At 57.0% G+C, this 16,096-nt stretch carries 12 protein-coding genes; 8 read left to right on the forward strand and 4 right to left on the reverse strand.

The annotated features are described in order from the left end of the window. Both A3AU_RS1000000140190 and A3AU_RS0129695 read right to left on the reverse strand, forming a co-directional pair. On the reverse strand, positions 1-1,241 hold a 1,241-nt coding region (locus A3AU_RS1000000140190), incomplete at its 3' end, for a DUF4347 domain-containing protein (protein ID WP_209444683.1). A gap of 89 nt (positions 1,242-1,330) precedes the next feature. Next, the gene (locus A3AU_RS0129695) at positions 1,331-1,645 is read right to left on the reverse strand and encodes a hypothetical protein (RefSeq protein ID WP_154674689.1); all 315 of its coding nucleotides are present in this window, start codon (positions 1,643-1,645) and stop codon (positions 1,331-1,333) included. 1,196 nt (positions 1,646-2,841) lie between these two features. On the opposite strand from A3AU_RS0129695, the gene A3AU_RS0129700 reads away from it, so the two are divergent. From A3AU_RS0129700 to A3AU_RS0129720, 5 genes are all read left to right on the forward strand, one after another. Then, positions 2,842-3,084 (forward strand): glycosyltransferase family protein, encoded by a 243-nt coding sequence (locus A3AU_RS0129700; protein ID WP_027056134.1) that lies wholly within the window; start codon positions 2,842-2,844, stop codon positions 3,082-3,084. Positions 3,085-3,094: 10 nt separating this feature from the next. After that, the gene (locus A3AU_RS0129705; RefSeq protein WP_027056135.1) at positions 3,095-5,899 is read left to right on the forward strand and encodes a glycosyltransferase family 25 protein; all 2,805 of its coding nucleotides are present in this window, start codon (positions 3,095-3,097) and stop codon (positions 5,897-5,899) included. 94 nt (positions 5,900-5,993) lie between these two features. After that, positions 5,994-7,949 (forward strand): FkbM family methyltransferase, encoded by a 1,956-nt coding sequence (locus A3AU_RS0129710; RefSeq protein ID WP_161633545.1) that lies wholly within the window; start codon positions 5,994-5,996, stop codon positions 7,947-7,949. A 244-nt stretch (positions 7,950-8,193) separates the two neighbouring features. Further along, a complete protein-coding gene (locus tag A3AU_RS01000000136320; RefSeq protein ID WP_154674690.1) occupies positions 8,194-8,871 on the forward strand; it encodes a class I SAM-dependent methyltransferase in 678 nt (225 codons plus the stop codon). Between the two features lie 386 nt (positions 8,872-9,257). Beyond that, a complete protein-coding gene (locus tag A3AU_RS0129720) occupies positions 9,258-9,953 on the forward strand; it encodes a hypothetical protein (RefSeq protein WP_245235599.1) in 696 nt (231 codons plus the stop codon). A gap of 19 nt (positions 9,954-9,972) precedes the next feature. On the opposite strand, the gene A3AU_RS0129725 is transcribed toward A3AU_RS0129720, so the two are convergent. Further along, positions 9,973-11,481: a phosphomannomutase/phosphoglucomutase gene (locus A3AU_RS0129725; RefSeq protein WP_027056138.1), complete on the reverse strand. Its 1,509-nt coding sequence runs from the start codon at positions 11,479-11,481 to the stop codon at positions 9,973-9,975. A 500-nt stretch (positions 11,482-11,981) separates the two neighbouring features. Here A3AU_RS0129725 and A3AU_RS0129730 point away from each other — a divergent pair, with 500 nt between their 5' ends. Beyond that, complete coding sequence (locus tag A3AU_RS0129730) at positions 11,982-12,215, forward strand: DUF6894 family protein (RefSeq protein ID WP_027056139.1); 234 nt, start codon at positions 11,982-11,984, stop codon at positions 12,213-12,215. A gap of 190 nt (positions 12,216-12,405) precedes the next feature. Here A3AU_RS0129730 and A3AU_RS01000000136325 read toward each other — a convergent pair whose 3' ends face one another. Next, the gene (locus tag A3AU_RS01000000136325) at positions 12,406-13,932 is read right to left on the reverse strand and encodes a hypothetical protein (protein ID WP_418001084.1); all 1,527 of its coding nucleotides are present in this window, start codon (positions 13,930-13,932) and stop codon (positions 12,406-12,408) included. Between the two features lie 545 nt (positions 13,933-14,477). On the opposite strand from A3AU_RS01000000136325, the gene A3AU_RS0129740 reads away from it, so the two are divergent. Both A3AU_RS0129740 and A3AU_RS01000000136330 read left to right on the forward strand, forming a co-directional pair. Continuing rightward, positions 14,478-14,702 (forward strand): hypothetical protein, encoded by a 225-nt coding sequence (locus A3AU_RS0129740; RefSeq protein WP_027056140.1) that lies wholly within the window; start codon positions 14,478-14,480, stop codon positions 14,700-14,702. A gap of 463 nt (positions 14,703-15,165) precedes the next feature. Then, on the forward strand, positions 15,166-15,933 hold the full coding sequence (locus A3AU_RS01000000136330) for a LuxR C-terminal-related transcriptional regulator (protein WP_081709709.1): 768 nt from the start codon (positions 15,166-15,168) through the stop codon (positions 15,931-15,933). The last annotated feature ends 163 nt before the right edge of the window (positions 15,934-16,096 follow it).

A 16,096-nucleotide genomic window follows, 5' to 3' on the forward strand; every position in this document is an offset into this window, starting at 1 on the left:
GTCGCACCTGTGTCACCGGTTGCTCCAGTCGATCCGGTTGCCCCGGTATCGCCAGTGGAGCCAGTCGAGCCCGTGGCACCGGTTGAGCCGGTCGCTCCAGTCGACCCGGTATCGCCAGTGGCGCCGGTCGAGCCCGTGGCACCAGTCGCACCGGTCGACCCAGTTGCTCCTGTCGAGCCGGTTGCTCCGGTATCGCCTGTGGCGCCGGTCGAGCCAGTCGCTCCCGTATCACCCGTGGCACCGGTCGAACCGGTAGCTCCGGTATCACCTGTGGCGCCGGTCGAGCCCGTCGCACCTGAAGCCCCTGTCGCGCCCGTAGCTCCGGTAGCACCAGTTGCGCCCGTCGGGCCTGTTGCACCCTGGGCTCCGGTCGACGTGACAGTCAGAAGGCCTCCGGTAAAGTGGTTGCCATCATTGCTTGAGCCGCCGGGGCTATTGATAGCCGTGGTCGTGAAAGTATAGGTCGGAGGAACAGTCGCAGGAACAATAGGCGTGAGCGTGCCGTATAAGTGAAATCCGGAATCGTAAATAAGATATGTGTGAGTAGCATCTGGAACAGTTATGGATATTGAAAAATTTGGAGCTGCTGAATTTGCTGCTGAGGGAAGATTGAAGCTGCCAACGACGGTGTCGTCAGTGGTAGGCGCCGTGCCATTTGTATCTACAAGATAGTACGTGTTAATGTTCTTGCTGGAACCAGCATCCGTGATGCCAGTAAGCGTCAGGTCGCCTCCGGCAAGCACCCCGGCGTAGTGCGCCAACCCATCCGATGTCAGCGGGGGCAAGGGAATGGACGCACGCCCGGACAGTTCCCAAGCGCCACCAAGGACCGTTGCACCAACAAGGAACTTGGATGCGCGGACGTCCGCACCGATCACCTCCTCCAGTGCTGCTACGAAGGTCTCGCCCGTGTCACCGGATGCCGTCTCGCAGCTCCACAGCCGCAGCTCGCCGTCGGCAGCAATCGCCTTGCCGATCGCGGCGAAATCGTCAGCCGCTTCTTTCAAGATCCCGATCGCCCACTCTCCCGCAGTGAAACCAACCCGGCCAGGCGCGCCATGCGCCATGATATGGACCGCATCCAGGCCTTCGTGCCCCGCGAGCGCGGCAGCGATCTGCTGCGCGGCCGGCCGGCGGCCATCGAGCACGACAGCCTGGACTTCAGGCCTGAGGTTGCCGAGAACCGTATCGAGGTCGGAGATTGAAGGATCCACAAAGAGAATTTCAGAGGCGCGGGCCATGACTGGCTCCTGTTGGCTTCGAATTCAATTGAAGGGAAACCGCCCATTAGCTTGGGCGGCGAATGCTAGGGACGATGGGCTTGGGAGCGTCATCTTCCGAGTGGGCCAGCAGCGGCGTCGGGCTGTTCGACAGCGGGGGTTTCTACACGCAGGAAGCTGGCGGCCTCAAAATTCCCGCCATCGCCGAACGTACCGATTGCAAGTGATGCGGCGGTGCCTGGGACCTTGACGGTGAGTGCAACGGCGAGGCTTCGCTTGACGGCCTTGGGAAGAACGACCTGGCCGACGATGGCGCTCTTGGCCGTGTCGAGAATGAAATAAGTCACGTTTTCGGTCGTGTCGCCAATCGGCAAGACGCCTCTAACTGTGACTTCCATAACCGCAAAACCTGCTGTGTAGCTCATCTTATCCTCCTTGGTCGGCGGCCACCGTGCCGCGCCGTCAATTTCCATTTGCCGCCGGATGCCCGCCGTCCGACTGGGTCAGCGCATGTGGCGTTCGAAATGCGTGCGAGAGTGCATTGATGAGTTCGTTCCGAGCGCCCGGCCGCACGGGCGGACGCTTAGCGTCGAGCATGATCGCGTCGGATTCCGGCGTCCCATTTCGGAAGATCACGCCGAGATCTGATATCGAGGGATCGGTGAAAGAGAGTTCGAAAGCGCGGGACCGAGGCGCGTCGGTCAGCCAATTCGGCCGATCGCTTCCCAGCGGCGATGTTGCGTGGAGACCACCCAGACCGGGGCCTGCACGATCCTTACGATACGCACGCGATACTACCCGATTCACAACCTACTCCCGTTACCGTGACGCTAACGCCTCGCCGACAACTCTCGGGGGGAATGGGAAGCCGTCCGCCTCGCACGGAGGCATGCACAAGACATATCGCTGGCGCGCCCGTGGACGCGCCTTGCAATCTGTGGAACGGCCTTGATAACCCAGACCCCGCTAACCCAACTCCCTGAGAGAGACCTTCGCAGAGATTCGGGCGAGCGGCCGTCCAATCCGCGGGCGCCCCTCAACACCGTATTTTAGTAAATTATAAAATTAGCAAATTGTAAACTATTAATTAAGCATGTTCTAAATTAGCGGCAAACAGGGAGCCCCGCGTAAGCGAGACCAGCAGGCAAGATGGGAAAAAATCGGTCTGAAAATCCGTAGCTTAACGACATTAATTCAAATGCTGTCAGCTACATGCTGTAGTTGAAGGTGTTCGTCGTCCATGCTGCGTTGCAAGCACTGATGCTTGCAGGGATGCCAGCCGGGACGCCTCGTCCGCGGATGTGGCTGTCGAAACCTTGACGGCAGTTGGCAAATGGCGGCGAAGTATGAAGTATACGGCGTAAGCCGGTTGGGCTGGACGAAGGAGTGAGAGCAGGCAGTTGCAGTTCGGCGAAAACCTTCGTGGCGCGACGGGCGACAGCTAACCGTGATGGATAAGGTTAAGCGCGGCTTCCTGGGGACGAAGCCGCACGAACCGTCAGAAGGAATGGTCGGATCGTTAGGAACACAGGCTGTTCCCGCGGCCGAACCGGCAAGAGGGCAGAGGCAGCGGGGAAATGCATGAGCGATCGAAGCCTGGCAAAGAGCCGATAGATCCCACATGACAAACGGCAAAAGGCTCTGCCTCAACATGATCATCAAAAACGAGATGGCGAACCTGCAGCGCTGTCTCGGGGCGGTCGCCGACCACATCGACTGCCGGGTCATCGGCGATAGCGGCTCGACGGACGGGACCCAGGACTTCATCAAATCGTTCTTCGCTGCCCGCAACCTGCCGGGCGAGCTGCACGAATTCCCATTTCACAATTTCGAGCAGGCGCGCAACGCGGCACTCGATCGCTGAAGGAAACGGCATGAGCACCATCGGCCTGTGCATGATCGTCAAGAACGAAGCGAAGGTCATCCTGCAATGCCTCGCCAGCGTGCTCCCCCTTGTAGATTATGTTCTCGTCGTCGACACGGGTTCCGAGGATGGCACGCAAGAAATCATCCGCAGCTTCCTCGCCACTCACAATGTCCAAGGCGTTGTCATCGACGAGCCGTGGCGGGACTTCGCATACAACCGTACCTTCGCCCTTGAAAGATTGCGTGAGGTCGAGACTGTCGACTATGCAATGATCATCGATGCGGACGATGTCCTCATCTTGGACCCCAACTTCAATCCAGTCGCATTCAAGTCGCAGATGGCACACGACCTGTACGACGTTGAGGTGTCTCATGGGGGCATTTCGTTTTATCGCCCGCAGATATCTCGGAACCGAATGGCCTTCACCTTCAAGGGCGTTCTGCACGAGTATCTCGAGGCTCCTCCTGGCCATCTCACCCGCGAAACAGCAAAGGGGTTCAGCATAGCGACGGGGCGCGGCGGAGCACGCAGTCAAAACCCGCGAAAGTACCAGGACGACGCGGCCGTTTTGGAGAATGCGCTTGCGACGGAGACTGACCCCTTCCTTGTTTCGCGATACACCTTCTATTTGGCGCAGAGCTACAGGGACTTCGGTGAACGTGAAAAATCACTGGGGAACTATCTGAAGCGCGCCGAGCTGGGTTTTTGGGAGCAGGAGGTTTATGTCAGCCTTCTAGAGGCGGGCAACCTCATGGCAGCGCTGGGACGGCCATTCGCCGAGGTCATTGCCGCCTTTGAACGTGCCGCGCAGACCGTTCCCGCCCGTGCGGAGGCTATTCACGCCGCGAGCCTCTTTTGCCGCAACCAAGGCCGGAATGCGGAAGGAATGGAATTTGCGCGTCGAGGGCTCGACCTTGCTCAACCCGCCGGCCTTTTCGTGCAGCCCTGGGTCTACGACTATGGGCTTCTCGATGAGTTTTCGGTCAACGCATACTGGGCAGGCGCATACCGGGAATCACTCGATGCCTGCCTGAAATTACTGGCCAGCGACAAGTTGCCGGCAAACATGCTGAAGCGCGTGGTCGCCAACGCGCGCTTCGCCACCGACAAGCTTCAGGTCGGCGAGCCCCCGGCTTTGGGGAGACTCGGCGCCGAGAGCCTTGCTGAACAGCACAAGCTCATCCCGCAGCGCTCGTTGCGATCGCGAATGAAAGGCACGCCGCGCGTTCTGGTTACAATCCTGGCAAAGCAGAAAGAGCCGGCACTACCCCTTTACCTCGAATGCATCGAGGCGCTCGACTACCCGAAGGCGTCGATCGTGCTGTACATCAGGACAAACAACAACACCGACAAGACCGAGCACATACTCCGCGAATGGGTGGAGCGTGTACGCCACCTCTATGCGGCGGTTGAATTCGATGCCTCAGACGTGGCCGATCGGGTCGAGCAGTTTCGTGAGCACGAATGGAACGAGACGCGTTTCAAGGTGCTCGGCCGAATCCGTAACATCAGCCTGGGGAAGACCCTCGAGCACAATTGCGACTTCTATTTCGTCGTCGACGTCGACAATTTTGTGCGACCGGCCACGCTACGAGAGCTTGTCGCGCTCGACCTGCCTATCGTCGCTCCCCTGCTGCGCTCTATCTCGCCCGGCCAATACTATTCGAATTACCATGCCGAGGTCGACGCCAACGGCTACTATCTGCAGTGCGATCAATATGGCTGGGTGCTCAACCGCCACGTGCGCGGCATTATCGAGATGCCGCTCGTGCACTGCACCTATCTTATCCGCGCCGACGTACTGACGGAACTGACATATGATGACGGCACGTCGAGGTACGAGTATGTCATCTTTGCCGACAGCGCCAGGAAGGCCGGCGTCGTCCAGTACATGGACAACCGGCAGGTCTACGGCTACATCACCTTCGGCGACGGCCAATACCATGTGAGTGACGGGATCGAGCGTGCTCGAACGCTGCTTCACGGTGCGGGCGATGCCCCCGTATTCACTGGCGCCGCGCTTTCGGGCTCCCTAGCGACACCAGATCGACATGTCGAGCCGAAGGGTTCGCCGAAAATACACTTGATAAACCTCGACCGTAGCGTCGAGCGCTGGAACAGGTATCAAAGTAATAACTGGCACCTAACACACAATACGGTTCGGGTATCGGCCGTTGACGGCACTTCTCTCGACAGGGAGGCGCTCATCAAGGAAGGGCTGATTACTAGTGATTGTCCGTATCCCCCGGGCACGTTGGGGTGCGCTCTATCCCATATCAACTTGTGGAAGCTGTCGGCGTCAGAGAACAAGACGATAACCATTTTCGAAGATGACGTTCGAGCATCGTTTCGATTCATGGAGGACTCCGCCAATATCATATCTCAAGCACCTGCCGGATGGGACTTGATACAGTGGGGATATATATTCGACCCATTGTTTCTCTGGTTGGATTTCGGCTTCTCCAAAGCCAAGCTCGAATTTTACGATCGTCGATATAAAAATAAACCTGCCTTGTTTCAGATCGAGAGATTTTCGCGCTCCCTCATCAGGGTAGAGCATTCATTTGGACTTCAGGCGTACACATTGACACCAAGAGGCGCACGAATACTCCTGGAAAAATGTCTGCCGCTACGAAGCAGACAGATCCCATTTCCTGGAACTGCCGTCATCCTCGATGACACGGGTATCGATTGCGCGATGTGTGCGGCATATGGCTCGATGCAAGCTTACGTTTCCATACCACCACTCGTCATCCACGATACCGAACCGCCGTCAGACCGGATAGACGTAGACGGCTCGCAGCCCGAATAGGACTCTGCCCCCATCCACCCTAGCGGAGTCTGCAATATCAGCATCGGCGTTTCGATCCGTACAGATAGGACAGGCTATGCGAATAATCGCTTCAATGACCACCATTCCCTCGCGAATTGATCGAATTGGTCCTGCACTTGAGAGCGCGCTCAGTCAAACCGTCCCGGTGGAGCATATTGAATTAAATGTTCCATATGTGTGTGCGCGTACGGACGAACCGTACACGCTGCCGACATGGCTCACGGAAATGGAACGGGTAAAGATTTTTCGAACGGACGACTTCGGCCCGATTACAAAAATTGCCCCCACACTGCTGCGACACAAGGACGATCAGGAAACGTACCTATGGTCTGTCGACGACGATTTTGCATATCCTGAAAATCAGCTGGCAATGTTATGTCGCGGACATCGCGATTCTGAACATCGCATACTTGCGAGGCATGGGGGAGACTTCAACTCAGACGGCAGCATTACTTTCAAATTCGGTCAAACGCAAGTATCAATGTTCGAGGGATTTGGTACAGTGCTGTACCCACCTGCGTGCATTGGAGACGACTTCCAAGAGTACGTAAAAGAGACTTCGAAAGACGTGGACTGCCGGCAAAGTGACGATGTGGTTCTCTCTCTCTACTTTTCATCTCGCCAGCTTCCTATTTTCATATGGAATTCGCCTTCCGAAATTGAACCTTTTTACCCCACGGGTTCGCTTCCTCACTCCTCAGAGAAGGATGCAATCCATCTGCAAAGCGGGGGAAATCTGGAGCGGTATAAGCGGGTACTGAGCGTCTTGAAGTCGCGTGGATCCACCAAGTCTCAGCCTGATGCCACATCGGACATCATCACCAAGGAGCAGTTCGAAACACTCCCTTGGATATATACGGCTCACGGCACGGTGCTGTACGTGAAAGTCGACACTGGTGAGCTGCGTCATGGTCCGATCGACAGCTGGTCTACAAATGTCAGATTTCTGTCCGATGGAAAGCAAGGGCAGATGATATTCAGTGGCGATGATCACCGTCTTCCAATTGCTTTTCAGTCAGATTGCTCGCTGGTCGCTAAGGACCCCAAGACGTCGGCGCCCACTAGGTTGGAAATCTTCCCGAAGCACTGGGTTTGGGTAGGTTTTCATGTTGGCGACACGTTCCTTTGCGCCGAGCTTGATGGACGCATAACTCTTTCCAGACCCCATTGCCTCGGCTACGAGAGTTTTTCGCTGTCGGAGCCTCCTCGCTCACAAGAGATTTTCCATGCTTTGCGCCTTCTCAAGCCGTACGACGTAAAACCATTCCTCAAGACGCGGGTCGGATGCAAAAGTGATGGGGGATATGTAATTCTTGATGATCTGGATCCGATAGAAATCGTCTACAGCTTCGGCATTGGCAACCAGGTTTCATTTGATATTGAAATGGCGGGCATGGGAAAAAATATCTTCATGTTCGACCACACCGTTGACGGGCCTCCGCTTGGGCACCCGAACTTCCATTTCCAAAAGCACGGGTTGGCGGCAGATAACCGCGAAGCGGCGTCCTTATACACGCTAGCATATCAGCTTAACAGGCTCGGCCATGAGGGGCGGACTGATCTGCTTCTGAAGATCGATATCGAAGGTGCTGAGTTCGAGGTGTTTTCGGCGATGCCGCAAGCGGTGCTTCGACAATTCCGGCAAATTACGATGGAACTTCACTGGTTGGACAGACTGAGCGATCCGACTTACAGAACTGGTTTCGTGGCGGCACTATCGAAAATTAACGACGAGTTCACATTATTTCATGTGCATTCAAACAATAATGAGCCTTTGGGAATTGTCGATGGGTACGTAGTCGCGCCCGTGATGGAGCTGTCGTACGTGAGATCGGACCTGATCGAGCGCGCCCCGTCGACGACCGTATATCCGACTGAATTCGACTTTCCAAATTGGCCGCCCAGGCCTGACCACACACTTTGGTTCTATCCATTCCTACCTATGCTTGAGGAGTCTGCCGGGGCCCTTGAAAGGTCCATAACGACATCGAACCGCATGGTTGACCCACAGTCATACCTAACAAGATAGTTGGCCGCCGCTGCCCTCGTGCTAAATCTAATTCCAGCGCCATAGGTGGAACGAGATCTGATATCATTCAGCGAAGCGACAGGAATAGGCGGTGAGGCGACGAGATTTCATAGCAATGCTTGCGGGTTCATCGGTCGGTTATGTGACGCCGGTGGGTTGGCCCGGTAAGGCGACTGGAGAACGAGCTCCACAGTGGTGACGCTGGCTCGCATCAACGCATAGCGCACGTCCCCTTCCAGGAAACGTGCTTGACGACCTTTCCGTTTTGCGGCTGGAATCGGGATTGAGCACGTCGATGAGGTTGCATTCGATGACGCAAAGCACGCCCGATGATTCCCACGAAGCCTTCGCGCGCATTTACCAAACCAACGAGTGGGGCTCCGCGGAATCGCGCTCCGGGCTCGGTTCAGCGTACGCGACGACGCATCGTGTGCGAACCGTATTGCCGATGCTTTTGCGCGCACTGGATGTAAAGTCCATGCTTGATGCGCCCTGCGGCGACTTCAACTGGATGCGCTTTGTCGATTTGGGCAAAACGCACTACGTCGGCTGTGATATTGTTCCGGAAGTCATCGAAACGAATCGCATGCGATATGCGGATCGCGAATTTTGCGTCCTCGATCTGGCTGCAGATCCGCTGCCGAACGTCGATCTCATTTTTTCACGCGACTGTCTGCAGCATCTGACCGAGCCCGATATCTGGCGCGTGCTGCGCAACTTCAAGAAGTGCGGCGCGCGCTGGCTGCTCACCTCAAGCCATTCGACCTCGGCACAGGACATTGCGCTGGAAACGGGCGGATTCGGATTTCTCAACTTACAGCAACCGCCATTCTCGTTGCCTCTGCCACTCCTGGTCATGCCGGAGGAACACTACGCATCGAAGGCGATGTGTCTGTGGGACATGGCGCAAATCGGTGCATGAGAGAGACCAGTGCCATTCCCGATTCAAGTGCTAGTCGCCGCTGCGAAGGCCTTAGCAAATTACATACCACCTAAGCGTTGTTCAATGGGTGTGGGGTTGCGGTAAGTTCAGCGATCGCGCGCTCCGCATCATGCCTCGAAGGGTATGTTTGGACAAAGGAGCATAAGCTGACGAACAGGCGAGAGTTCAGTATACTTGCGGCCGTCTCATTGGCTACCGGCTTGGCATCAGTTGCGCTGTTGAGCCACTCTCGGAAAGCCTACGCGGCCATGTCTCCCAAATCTACGTTGGCCCACCCATCGCCAACCCTCCTTACCGCGCCCATCGAGCTTGCCGGCGACTGGGGCCGCATGCTGGAGGGTGCTGCCGTTCAGGTTCTCGAACGCATGCGCCATGCCTGCCTCGACGGCGTTCGCCTGTTGTCTGACCGCCAGCCGACGCGCCTGCGTGTCGACGAGCACACTTCCGGCACGCCGGCCATCTGGCTGCACCCGGACGGCAGCAGCATGGCTTGGATCATCGTCGATATCGGTGAGCGTGACTGGTCGAAGCTCGCCTACCAGTTCGGCCACGAGCTCGGCCATGTCCTCTGCAACAGCTGGCAGGCCGACGCCAAGCCTGCGCCGCCCTGCCAATGGCTTGAGGAAGCCATGGTGGAGGCCCACTCGCTGCGCGGGCTCGGGCGTCTGGCGAGAAGCTGGAAGGAGACCCCGCCCTTCGCTGGCGACAACGCCTTCGGCGATGCCATCGCCCGATACCGCCAGGATATCATCGACCGCTATACGGCGCTCGCCGACAGCCAGGGGCTTACCGGCGACGCCGCGGCGTGGTTCGCCGGCAATCGCGGCGAGATCGAAACGCCCGCTCTCAATCCGTTCGCTCAGGCAATGTCGCTGACCATCCTCGCCGAATACGAGCGCGCGCCGGACTGCATCGAGGCGCTGGGCGCGCTCAACTGCTGGCCTGGACGGACCGGGATTCCGATCGCCGAGTATCTGTTAAAATGGGAGGCAAGTTGTGGCGAACTGCAAGCCTCGCCCCGATTGCCAATCCGCCTGCGCCAGCTGTTGGGGATCACTTGACCAGTGGAGGAAAGGGCGCTCAGAAAGTCTGGTTGTAAGCGCCCACTTGCGAACTGCGGCGCAGCACGACGTCGACGGCCTCGAACATCTCCCGGCGGCGCAACGATGATATGGGGCTTTCAACGACCACGACAAGCTCCGGCTTGTTCGACGAAGCGCGCACCAGCCCCCAGGTGCCGTCCTCGGCGACGACGCGCACGCCGTTGACGGTGATCAGGTCAGCGATCTTCTGGCCGGCGAATGCGGCATCATTCTGCTTCATAGCCTGAAAGTCGGCGACCACCCGCTCGACGACGCCATACTTCACGTCGTCCGCGCAGTGAGGCGACATGGTCGGCGTGCCGAAGGTCAGTGGCAGCGCGCGATACAGGTCGGCCATCGAACTGCCGGGACTGCGATCCAGCATCTGACAGATGGCGATGGCGGTGATCAACCCATCGTCGTAACCGCGACCGATAGGCGGGTTGAAGAAAAAATGACCAGATTTTTCGAAGCCGGCGACGGCGCCGAGTTCGGCGACGCGACGCTTGATGTAAGAGTGGCCGGTCTTCCAATAGTCGGTGACCGCGCCGTTGGCCTGCAGCACGCTATCTGTGTGAAACAATCCGGTCGATTTGACGTCGACGACGAAGGTCGAGCCGGGATAGCGAAGCGAAATATCCCGCGCCAGCATCACACCGACCTTGTCGGCGAAGATTTCGTTGCCCTCATTGTCAACGACGCCGCAGCGGTCGCCATCGCCATCGAAACCCAACCCGACATCTGCCCGGGTCTTCAGCACCTTGTCCCTGATGGCATGCAGCATCTGCATGTCTTCTGGGTTTGGATTGTAGTTCGGAAATGTATGATCGAGCTCGATGTCGAGCGGGATCACTTCGCAGCCGATCCGTTCCAGCGCTTCAGGCGCAAAGGCGCCGGCAGTACCATTGCCGCAAGCGACCACGACCTTGAGCTTTTTCGAGATGCGCTTGTCCTGGGTCAGATCGTCTAGATATGCTTCTCTAAAGCCGGAAATGAAATCATAAGAGCCGCCGCCAACAAGATCGAAATCGCGGGCCAGCACAATCGTCTTCAGCGCGTTCATCTCTTCGGGACCGAAGGTCAGTGGCCGTGCGGCACCCATCTTAACGCCAGTCCAACCGTTTTGGTTGTGCGAGGCGGTGACCATGGCGACCGACGGCGTATCGAGCGCGAACTGGGCGAAATAGGCCATCGGCGACAAGGCCAGACCGATATCCTTGACCCTCGCGCCAGCGGCCATCAACCCGGACACCAGCGCCAGCTTGATAGAAAGCGAATAGGAGCGGAAATCATGCCCGGTGACGATATCGGGTCCAACGCCGAGACGGCGGATCAGCGTGCCGAGCCCCATTCCGAGCGCCTGGACGCCGATCAGGTTCAGTTCGGGTGCTACCTGACCAAACCACCAGCGCGCGTCATACTCCCTAAACCCGGACGCCTTGATCAGCGCCGATGTTTCAAACTCGAATGTGTTGGGCCGGGCTTCGTCAACGAAATTCAGCGACAAGACTGGAAACTCCGAACAGCAGGAAATGCCATGTTGTCGAGGCGGCAGGTTACCAGAACCATTCGCAAGCCCCTATCTATCACTTTGGTTGACCAGGCTTCCACGATAGGATGGGCGAATCCGAGATGAGGCTTTTTGCCTGGCCGTTCTTGCAATGCCCGCAGGCTTGATATCGTCAGCGAGATGCAGACTTTGGCGTTCGATTTCGCGGTGCCGTTTGCGATGTGATTTGGGTCTATACGGCGTTCCGACAAAGACCAGATTGCCGCCCGCTACAGCGGCATTATCGCGGCTTGAAAGATCCTGCTTTTCAGCCGGTAACGGGTCCATAACTCTCTTTAATGTCTTGTGATCGAGATGATTCGAGTTGTCCACAGCCGCAGCCACTTGCCCTATCTGCAGTTGCTGGAATCCTCCAAAAAAATGCCTTAAGCAGCCGTGAGCGAACCTACAAGATCTCTGCCCTTAAGAGCGCATTGCTGTTAATCACGGATTCAAAAATGCCGCTGTTTTTTTTCGACGTCCAAGACGGCAAATCCCATTCTCCTGACACAGAGGGCACGCACTACGCAGGTGCGCTTGAGGCCCGCGCAGACGCAGTTAGAATGCTCGTCGCGATGGCGCAGGACGAAGTTCGGGACGAATTGCAGAGCAAACTCTCGGTCACTGTGTCCGACGAAAGCCGTCGGCCCGTTATGGAAGCAAACATCGATTGCACCATAAAGGTTTTTTGAACCGTTCCAGCTTCGCGTGCGGTCAGTCGTCAACCGTGGCGAAGGTATTCCAAAGAATTTGAAGGCTTCTACTTCGTAGCCTTAGATGTGCTTCTGGTGCTTGAGACATACGCAGTTTGGAAGTTGCGGGCGTTGATAACTCGCAGATTGAGGGCTGCGTCTCCCATACTCGGCAGTCCATGGCCGTCCGTTATTCGGTATCACTGTCGGTATTGAACTGGACGGGGCCCTGGCACATCGCCAAGAATCTTTGCCGCTGCAAAGCCAATCCGGCGGAACCGCCGTACACGACGTTGACCGTACCATGACCCGACGGCGGGGCGCTTCGTCCTAATGCGGTCATACCGCGCAGAGCGCGGGCCCGCGTGGCGGAAACGACTGCAAGTGCTATGAAGAAGAGAATGCCTGGATCGGCGCTGCCACCCGACACCGACATGGCAATTATGCTTGCAAGGGCAGCACTCCTGACGCTTGCCACGACCGCATCGGTCTCTGGGTCCACCCACTCACGAGCCGCGCCCAGCCCCCTGGCCAGAATACAGAGCAGGATAGCCATCATCAGCGATCCGAATAAGCCCAGCTGGGAAAGGACGGCGATCGGCCAACTCGATGCCCTTGAACTGCCGAAACCAACGCCCAGTCCACTGGTATCGAGAAAGGACTGTAGACTCTTCACATTCCAATAGGTGCGCTCATGGCCCGACGCGGAATCCGCTTTGTTAACGATAGTGCTGTTGATCAGCCTGACAAAAGGGTCCAAGGCCTCGGCTTTGTAAAGGCTGATGCCCAATATGGCTGTCCCGCCCACCACCATGAGAGCGATTATCAGCATCTCTTCGCGCTCGACTTTTCCCTTAAGGACCGAAGCCAACATAGAAAAAGCAACAGGAATGCATACCAGAGTCAGCCCGACGTAGGCGGTCGATGAAGTCGACAGAATGGACAGGAAGAGCAGGATACCCGACAGCCATTTCGCAAGAGGTGATTTTGTCTTCCTCCAGTAGCTGTAGCAGAATGCCAGACAGGCGAGGGAAACGCTGGCGAACGAAGAGGCCTCCGAAAAAGGCCCGGTGATCCGTACGAATCCGGCCTCGATCGCGTCCGTTATGATCGCGTAGTTGGCGGTTCTGATCGGGGCCAGCAAGTCTCCCGCTCCCACGTTCTTGCCGACAAAATCGATCAACCCCATTCCCGTGTGCAGGCCACACCAAAGGAAGAAGCCGCGGCGGACTTGGTCGATCCGGTTGGAGTGCAGCAGCAGAGTGCAAAGCGCTATCGCGGCGAGTCCACCAAGAATGAAATAACCCGTCTGAGAAATGTTGCCTGTTACCGGCGCCAAAGAATCTTCTACGACTGTGCCCCGGGTCTTGGACTGCACGAAGACCGCTGTCTGTCCTGCAAATAACCTAGGAAACAGCCATGATCCGATGATTGCGTAAACCATGAGGCTTGTAAGAATCCAGACTGGCCGGATGCTTCCGAATACGGTTCCGAGGTCAAACCAGATTCGACGCCTCGCCGCGACGGCCGTGACGAGCAGGACCGCGAATATGGTGTAGATCAACGGCGATGACCCGCCCAGAAAGGTAAGGGTCATGACGGCCGTCGCACCGAAGGCCTGGGAAGCGATCAAGCCGATGATCAGCATTCCCCTTGAATAGTAGGCAACGACCAAAATAGCCGCGCATATTAGCAGTCCCGGCAAAGACACCTGCATGCCGATCGAGCTTCCCGCTTGGTTGGCCCCAGTGACGCGGATACAGCAAGCTGTCCGACGGTCGATCTTTCGGCAGGTGGATATCCCGGGCAAGAGAGTCAAAGGGGGTAGCCTCACCTGCGAAGGTAGAAAGCGCAGATGCGTTTCCACCTCCCTTACGGCTAACAATGAAAGTGGTGGCCCGCTCACCATCGCTCTGAGGCCGAATGTAGCTGCTATCGCTCTCGCATTGAAAATGCATGTGGTCATGACGGAGGACAAAATAGGCCCTCGGAGGAGCGGTAAGCGAGTCGGCGCCGTGGAGCCATTGAGGTGTTTAGTGATGGCGAGCCTTTGTATTCTTGTTCCTGTACCCTCCTGCAAATGGCTAACCCTCAATCCCGGCACGCCGCCTAAAGAACGGCTCGACTAGGGAAGTCTGTGACCTTACCAAAGTCGTAGGCAGCTTTTGCTTTCTGTCGCAAAACCTGTGTCAATGATGACGGAAATGGGAGGCTCGGCAATGGGCGGTTGTCTAAAGCTCCAGCACAAGGAGGACAGGCGATATGACCACCCAGGTTGTATATCGCGCATTCGGGCCCAAGCAGGTCAGGCAACTCAAGGAGGTTTACGAGTGTGCACGGGCGGTGAAGGCTAAGTACCCCGAGAGCCATCTTGCGAGCAAAGCCGCCAAAAGGCTCATCGACGCTTTCGAAGCTGAGCTCCAGAATGACGGAACCGTTCTGGATGTGTGTTGGCTGACCGAAGCTGATCCTCAGGGAACCGCCTGAGGCCGGGCATTCATCACTCGTACCTCTGTCTCGGGGTAACCGCGGCTCATCTGCACGGCTTGGCGTCCTGCCGGGCCGGCAGGGGACCTTTCGGGCAAGGTTTGACGTTGTCAGGGGATGCAAGAAGCCGCAACTTCCCCCTATCGGATAAGGACCGGCATCTCTTCCGCCTTAGTCAGATTGCAGCGCATATGGCGTGGCTCGACATCGGCTTCTGTCGCCGGCGTAATTATTTACCAAAAATTAACCTATGTTAGCGACTGCTTGCGAATAGCCCATAAGCTGATCAGGTTGTTCTGATTGGGCAAAAAGGAGCAGCAGAGGGCGCCAAGTTGGGAAATCCCAGCTAAAGCTCTCAAAACGGGCTGGGTATCAAACTTTTGAAATTCCGAAGTATGTGAAGAATGAGGGGCTAATTGGCCGCCGCAGGGCGGATTCTTGTGGGAAAAGGGTGGGTAGAAATATGAGTTCCGCAGTAGGACTGCATAAGTACACATTGGCAAATCACAAAGAAATTCCGTCCGACGGAACGGGAATAGTCAACGAACAAGTAGGCAGGGAATGCCTCCTCATCTTAGACGGAAGGGCCCTAGACCGCGAATGTCTCGCATCGGCCCTTCAGGATCACGAACTCGGCATGGCGGTCCAGGCCATGGGTTCAATCGACGAATGGCGCGCGAAAAAGGGGACGCCCCCTCCCCTTGCAGCCATTCTCTTCAACCTTGGAGGTCGGAAGGTAACCGATCATGGTATGGTGGAGCAGATCAGGCGCATTTCGAGCGAATTCGAGTCGGTGCCTGTGGTGATTTTGGCCGACACAGACGACCTTGCACAGATATTGACGGCTCTCGAATGCGGCGCACGTGGCTACATTCCCACCTCTGTAGGGATCGATGTCTGTGTCGAGGCAATCAATCTCGCGGCGGCGGGCGGCATATTTGTTCCGGCAAGCAGCGTCCTATCCATGCGGCACCTGATAGATGCAGGCAGCCGTGACACGAGGCCTTTAACCGGCATGTTCACGCTTAGGCAGGCTGAGGTCGCCCAGGCGCTCCGACGCGGCAAGGCGAACAAGATCATCGCCTATGAGCTCAATCTGCGAGAAAGCACCGTGAAGGTGCACATCCGCAACATCATGAAGAAGCTCAAGGCGACCAACCGTACGGAAGTCGCCTACAAGGTCAATGATCTCTTCGCGGAAGGAACCCCGGCTGAAGACTTATCGCAGTAACAAGCGGCCCTCCTTCAAGCGGAGGGGCCGTTCTTAAACTACTCTGCTTCAAAATCGGGTCGCTCGCGAACGCTGACAATTTTTGATCCGCGACAATGGGCGCGCTCTGGCGCGGCTCGCTACCCAGAGCGCAAAACGATGCCGCAGCCGATTTTTCATGAGC

Source organism: Mesorhizobium erdmanii USDA 3471, assembly GCF_000472705.1.
GTDB lineage: Bacteria > Pseudomonadota > Alphaproteobacteria > Rhizobiales > Rhizobiaceae > Mesorhizobium > Mesorhizobium erdmanii.

Coding starts and splice junctions, on each gene's coding strand:
- A3AU_RS0129695 (WP_154674689.1), bottom strand. CDS start 1,645: ATGAGCTACACAGCAGGTTTTGCGGTTATGGAAGTCACAGTTAGAGGC.
- A3AU_RS0129700 (WP_027056134.1), top strand. CDS start 2,842: ATGACAAACGGCAAAAGGCTCTGCCTCAACATGATCATCAAAAACGAG.
- A3AU_RS0129705 (WP_027056135.1), top strand. CDS start 3,095: ATGAGCACCATCGGCCTGTGCATGATCGTCAAGAACGAAGCGAAGGTC.
- A3AU_RS0129710 (WP_161633545.1), top strand. CDS start 5,994: ATGACCACCATTCCCTCGCGAATTGATCGAATTGGTCCTGCACTTGAG.
- A3AU_RS0129720 (WP_245235599.1), top strand. CDS start 9,258: ATGCGCCATGCCTGCCTCGACGGCGTTCGCCTGTTGTCTGACCGCCAG.
- A3AU_RS0129730 (WP_027056139.1), top strand. CDS start 11,982: ATGCCGCTGTTTTTTTTCGACGTCCAAGACGGCAAATCCCATTCTCCT.
- A3AU_RS01000000136325 (WP_418001084.1), bottom strand. CDS start 13,932: ATGCAGGTGTCTTTGCCGGGACTGCTAATATGCGCGGCTATTTTGGTC.
- A3AU_RS0129740 (WP_027056140.1), top strand. CDS start 14,478: ATGACCACCCAGGTTGTATATCGCGCATTCGGGCCCAAGCAGGTCAGG.
- A3AU_RS01000000136330 (WP_081709709.1), top strand. CDS start 15,166: ATGAGTTCCGCAGTAGGACTGCATAAGTACACATTGGCAAATCACAAA.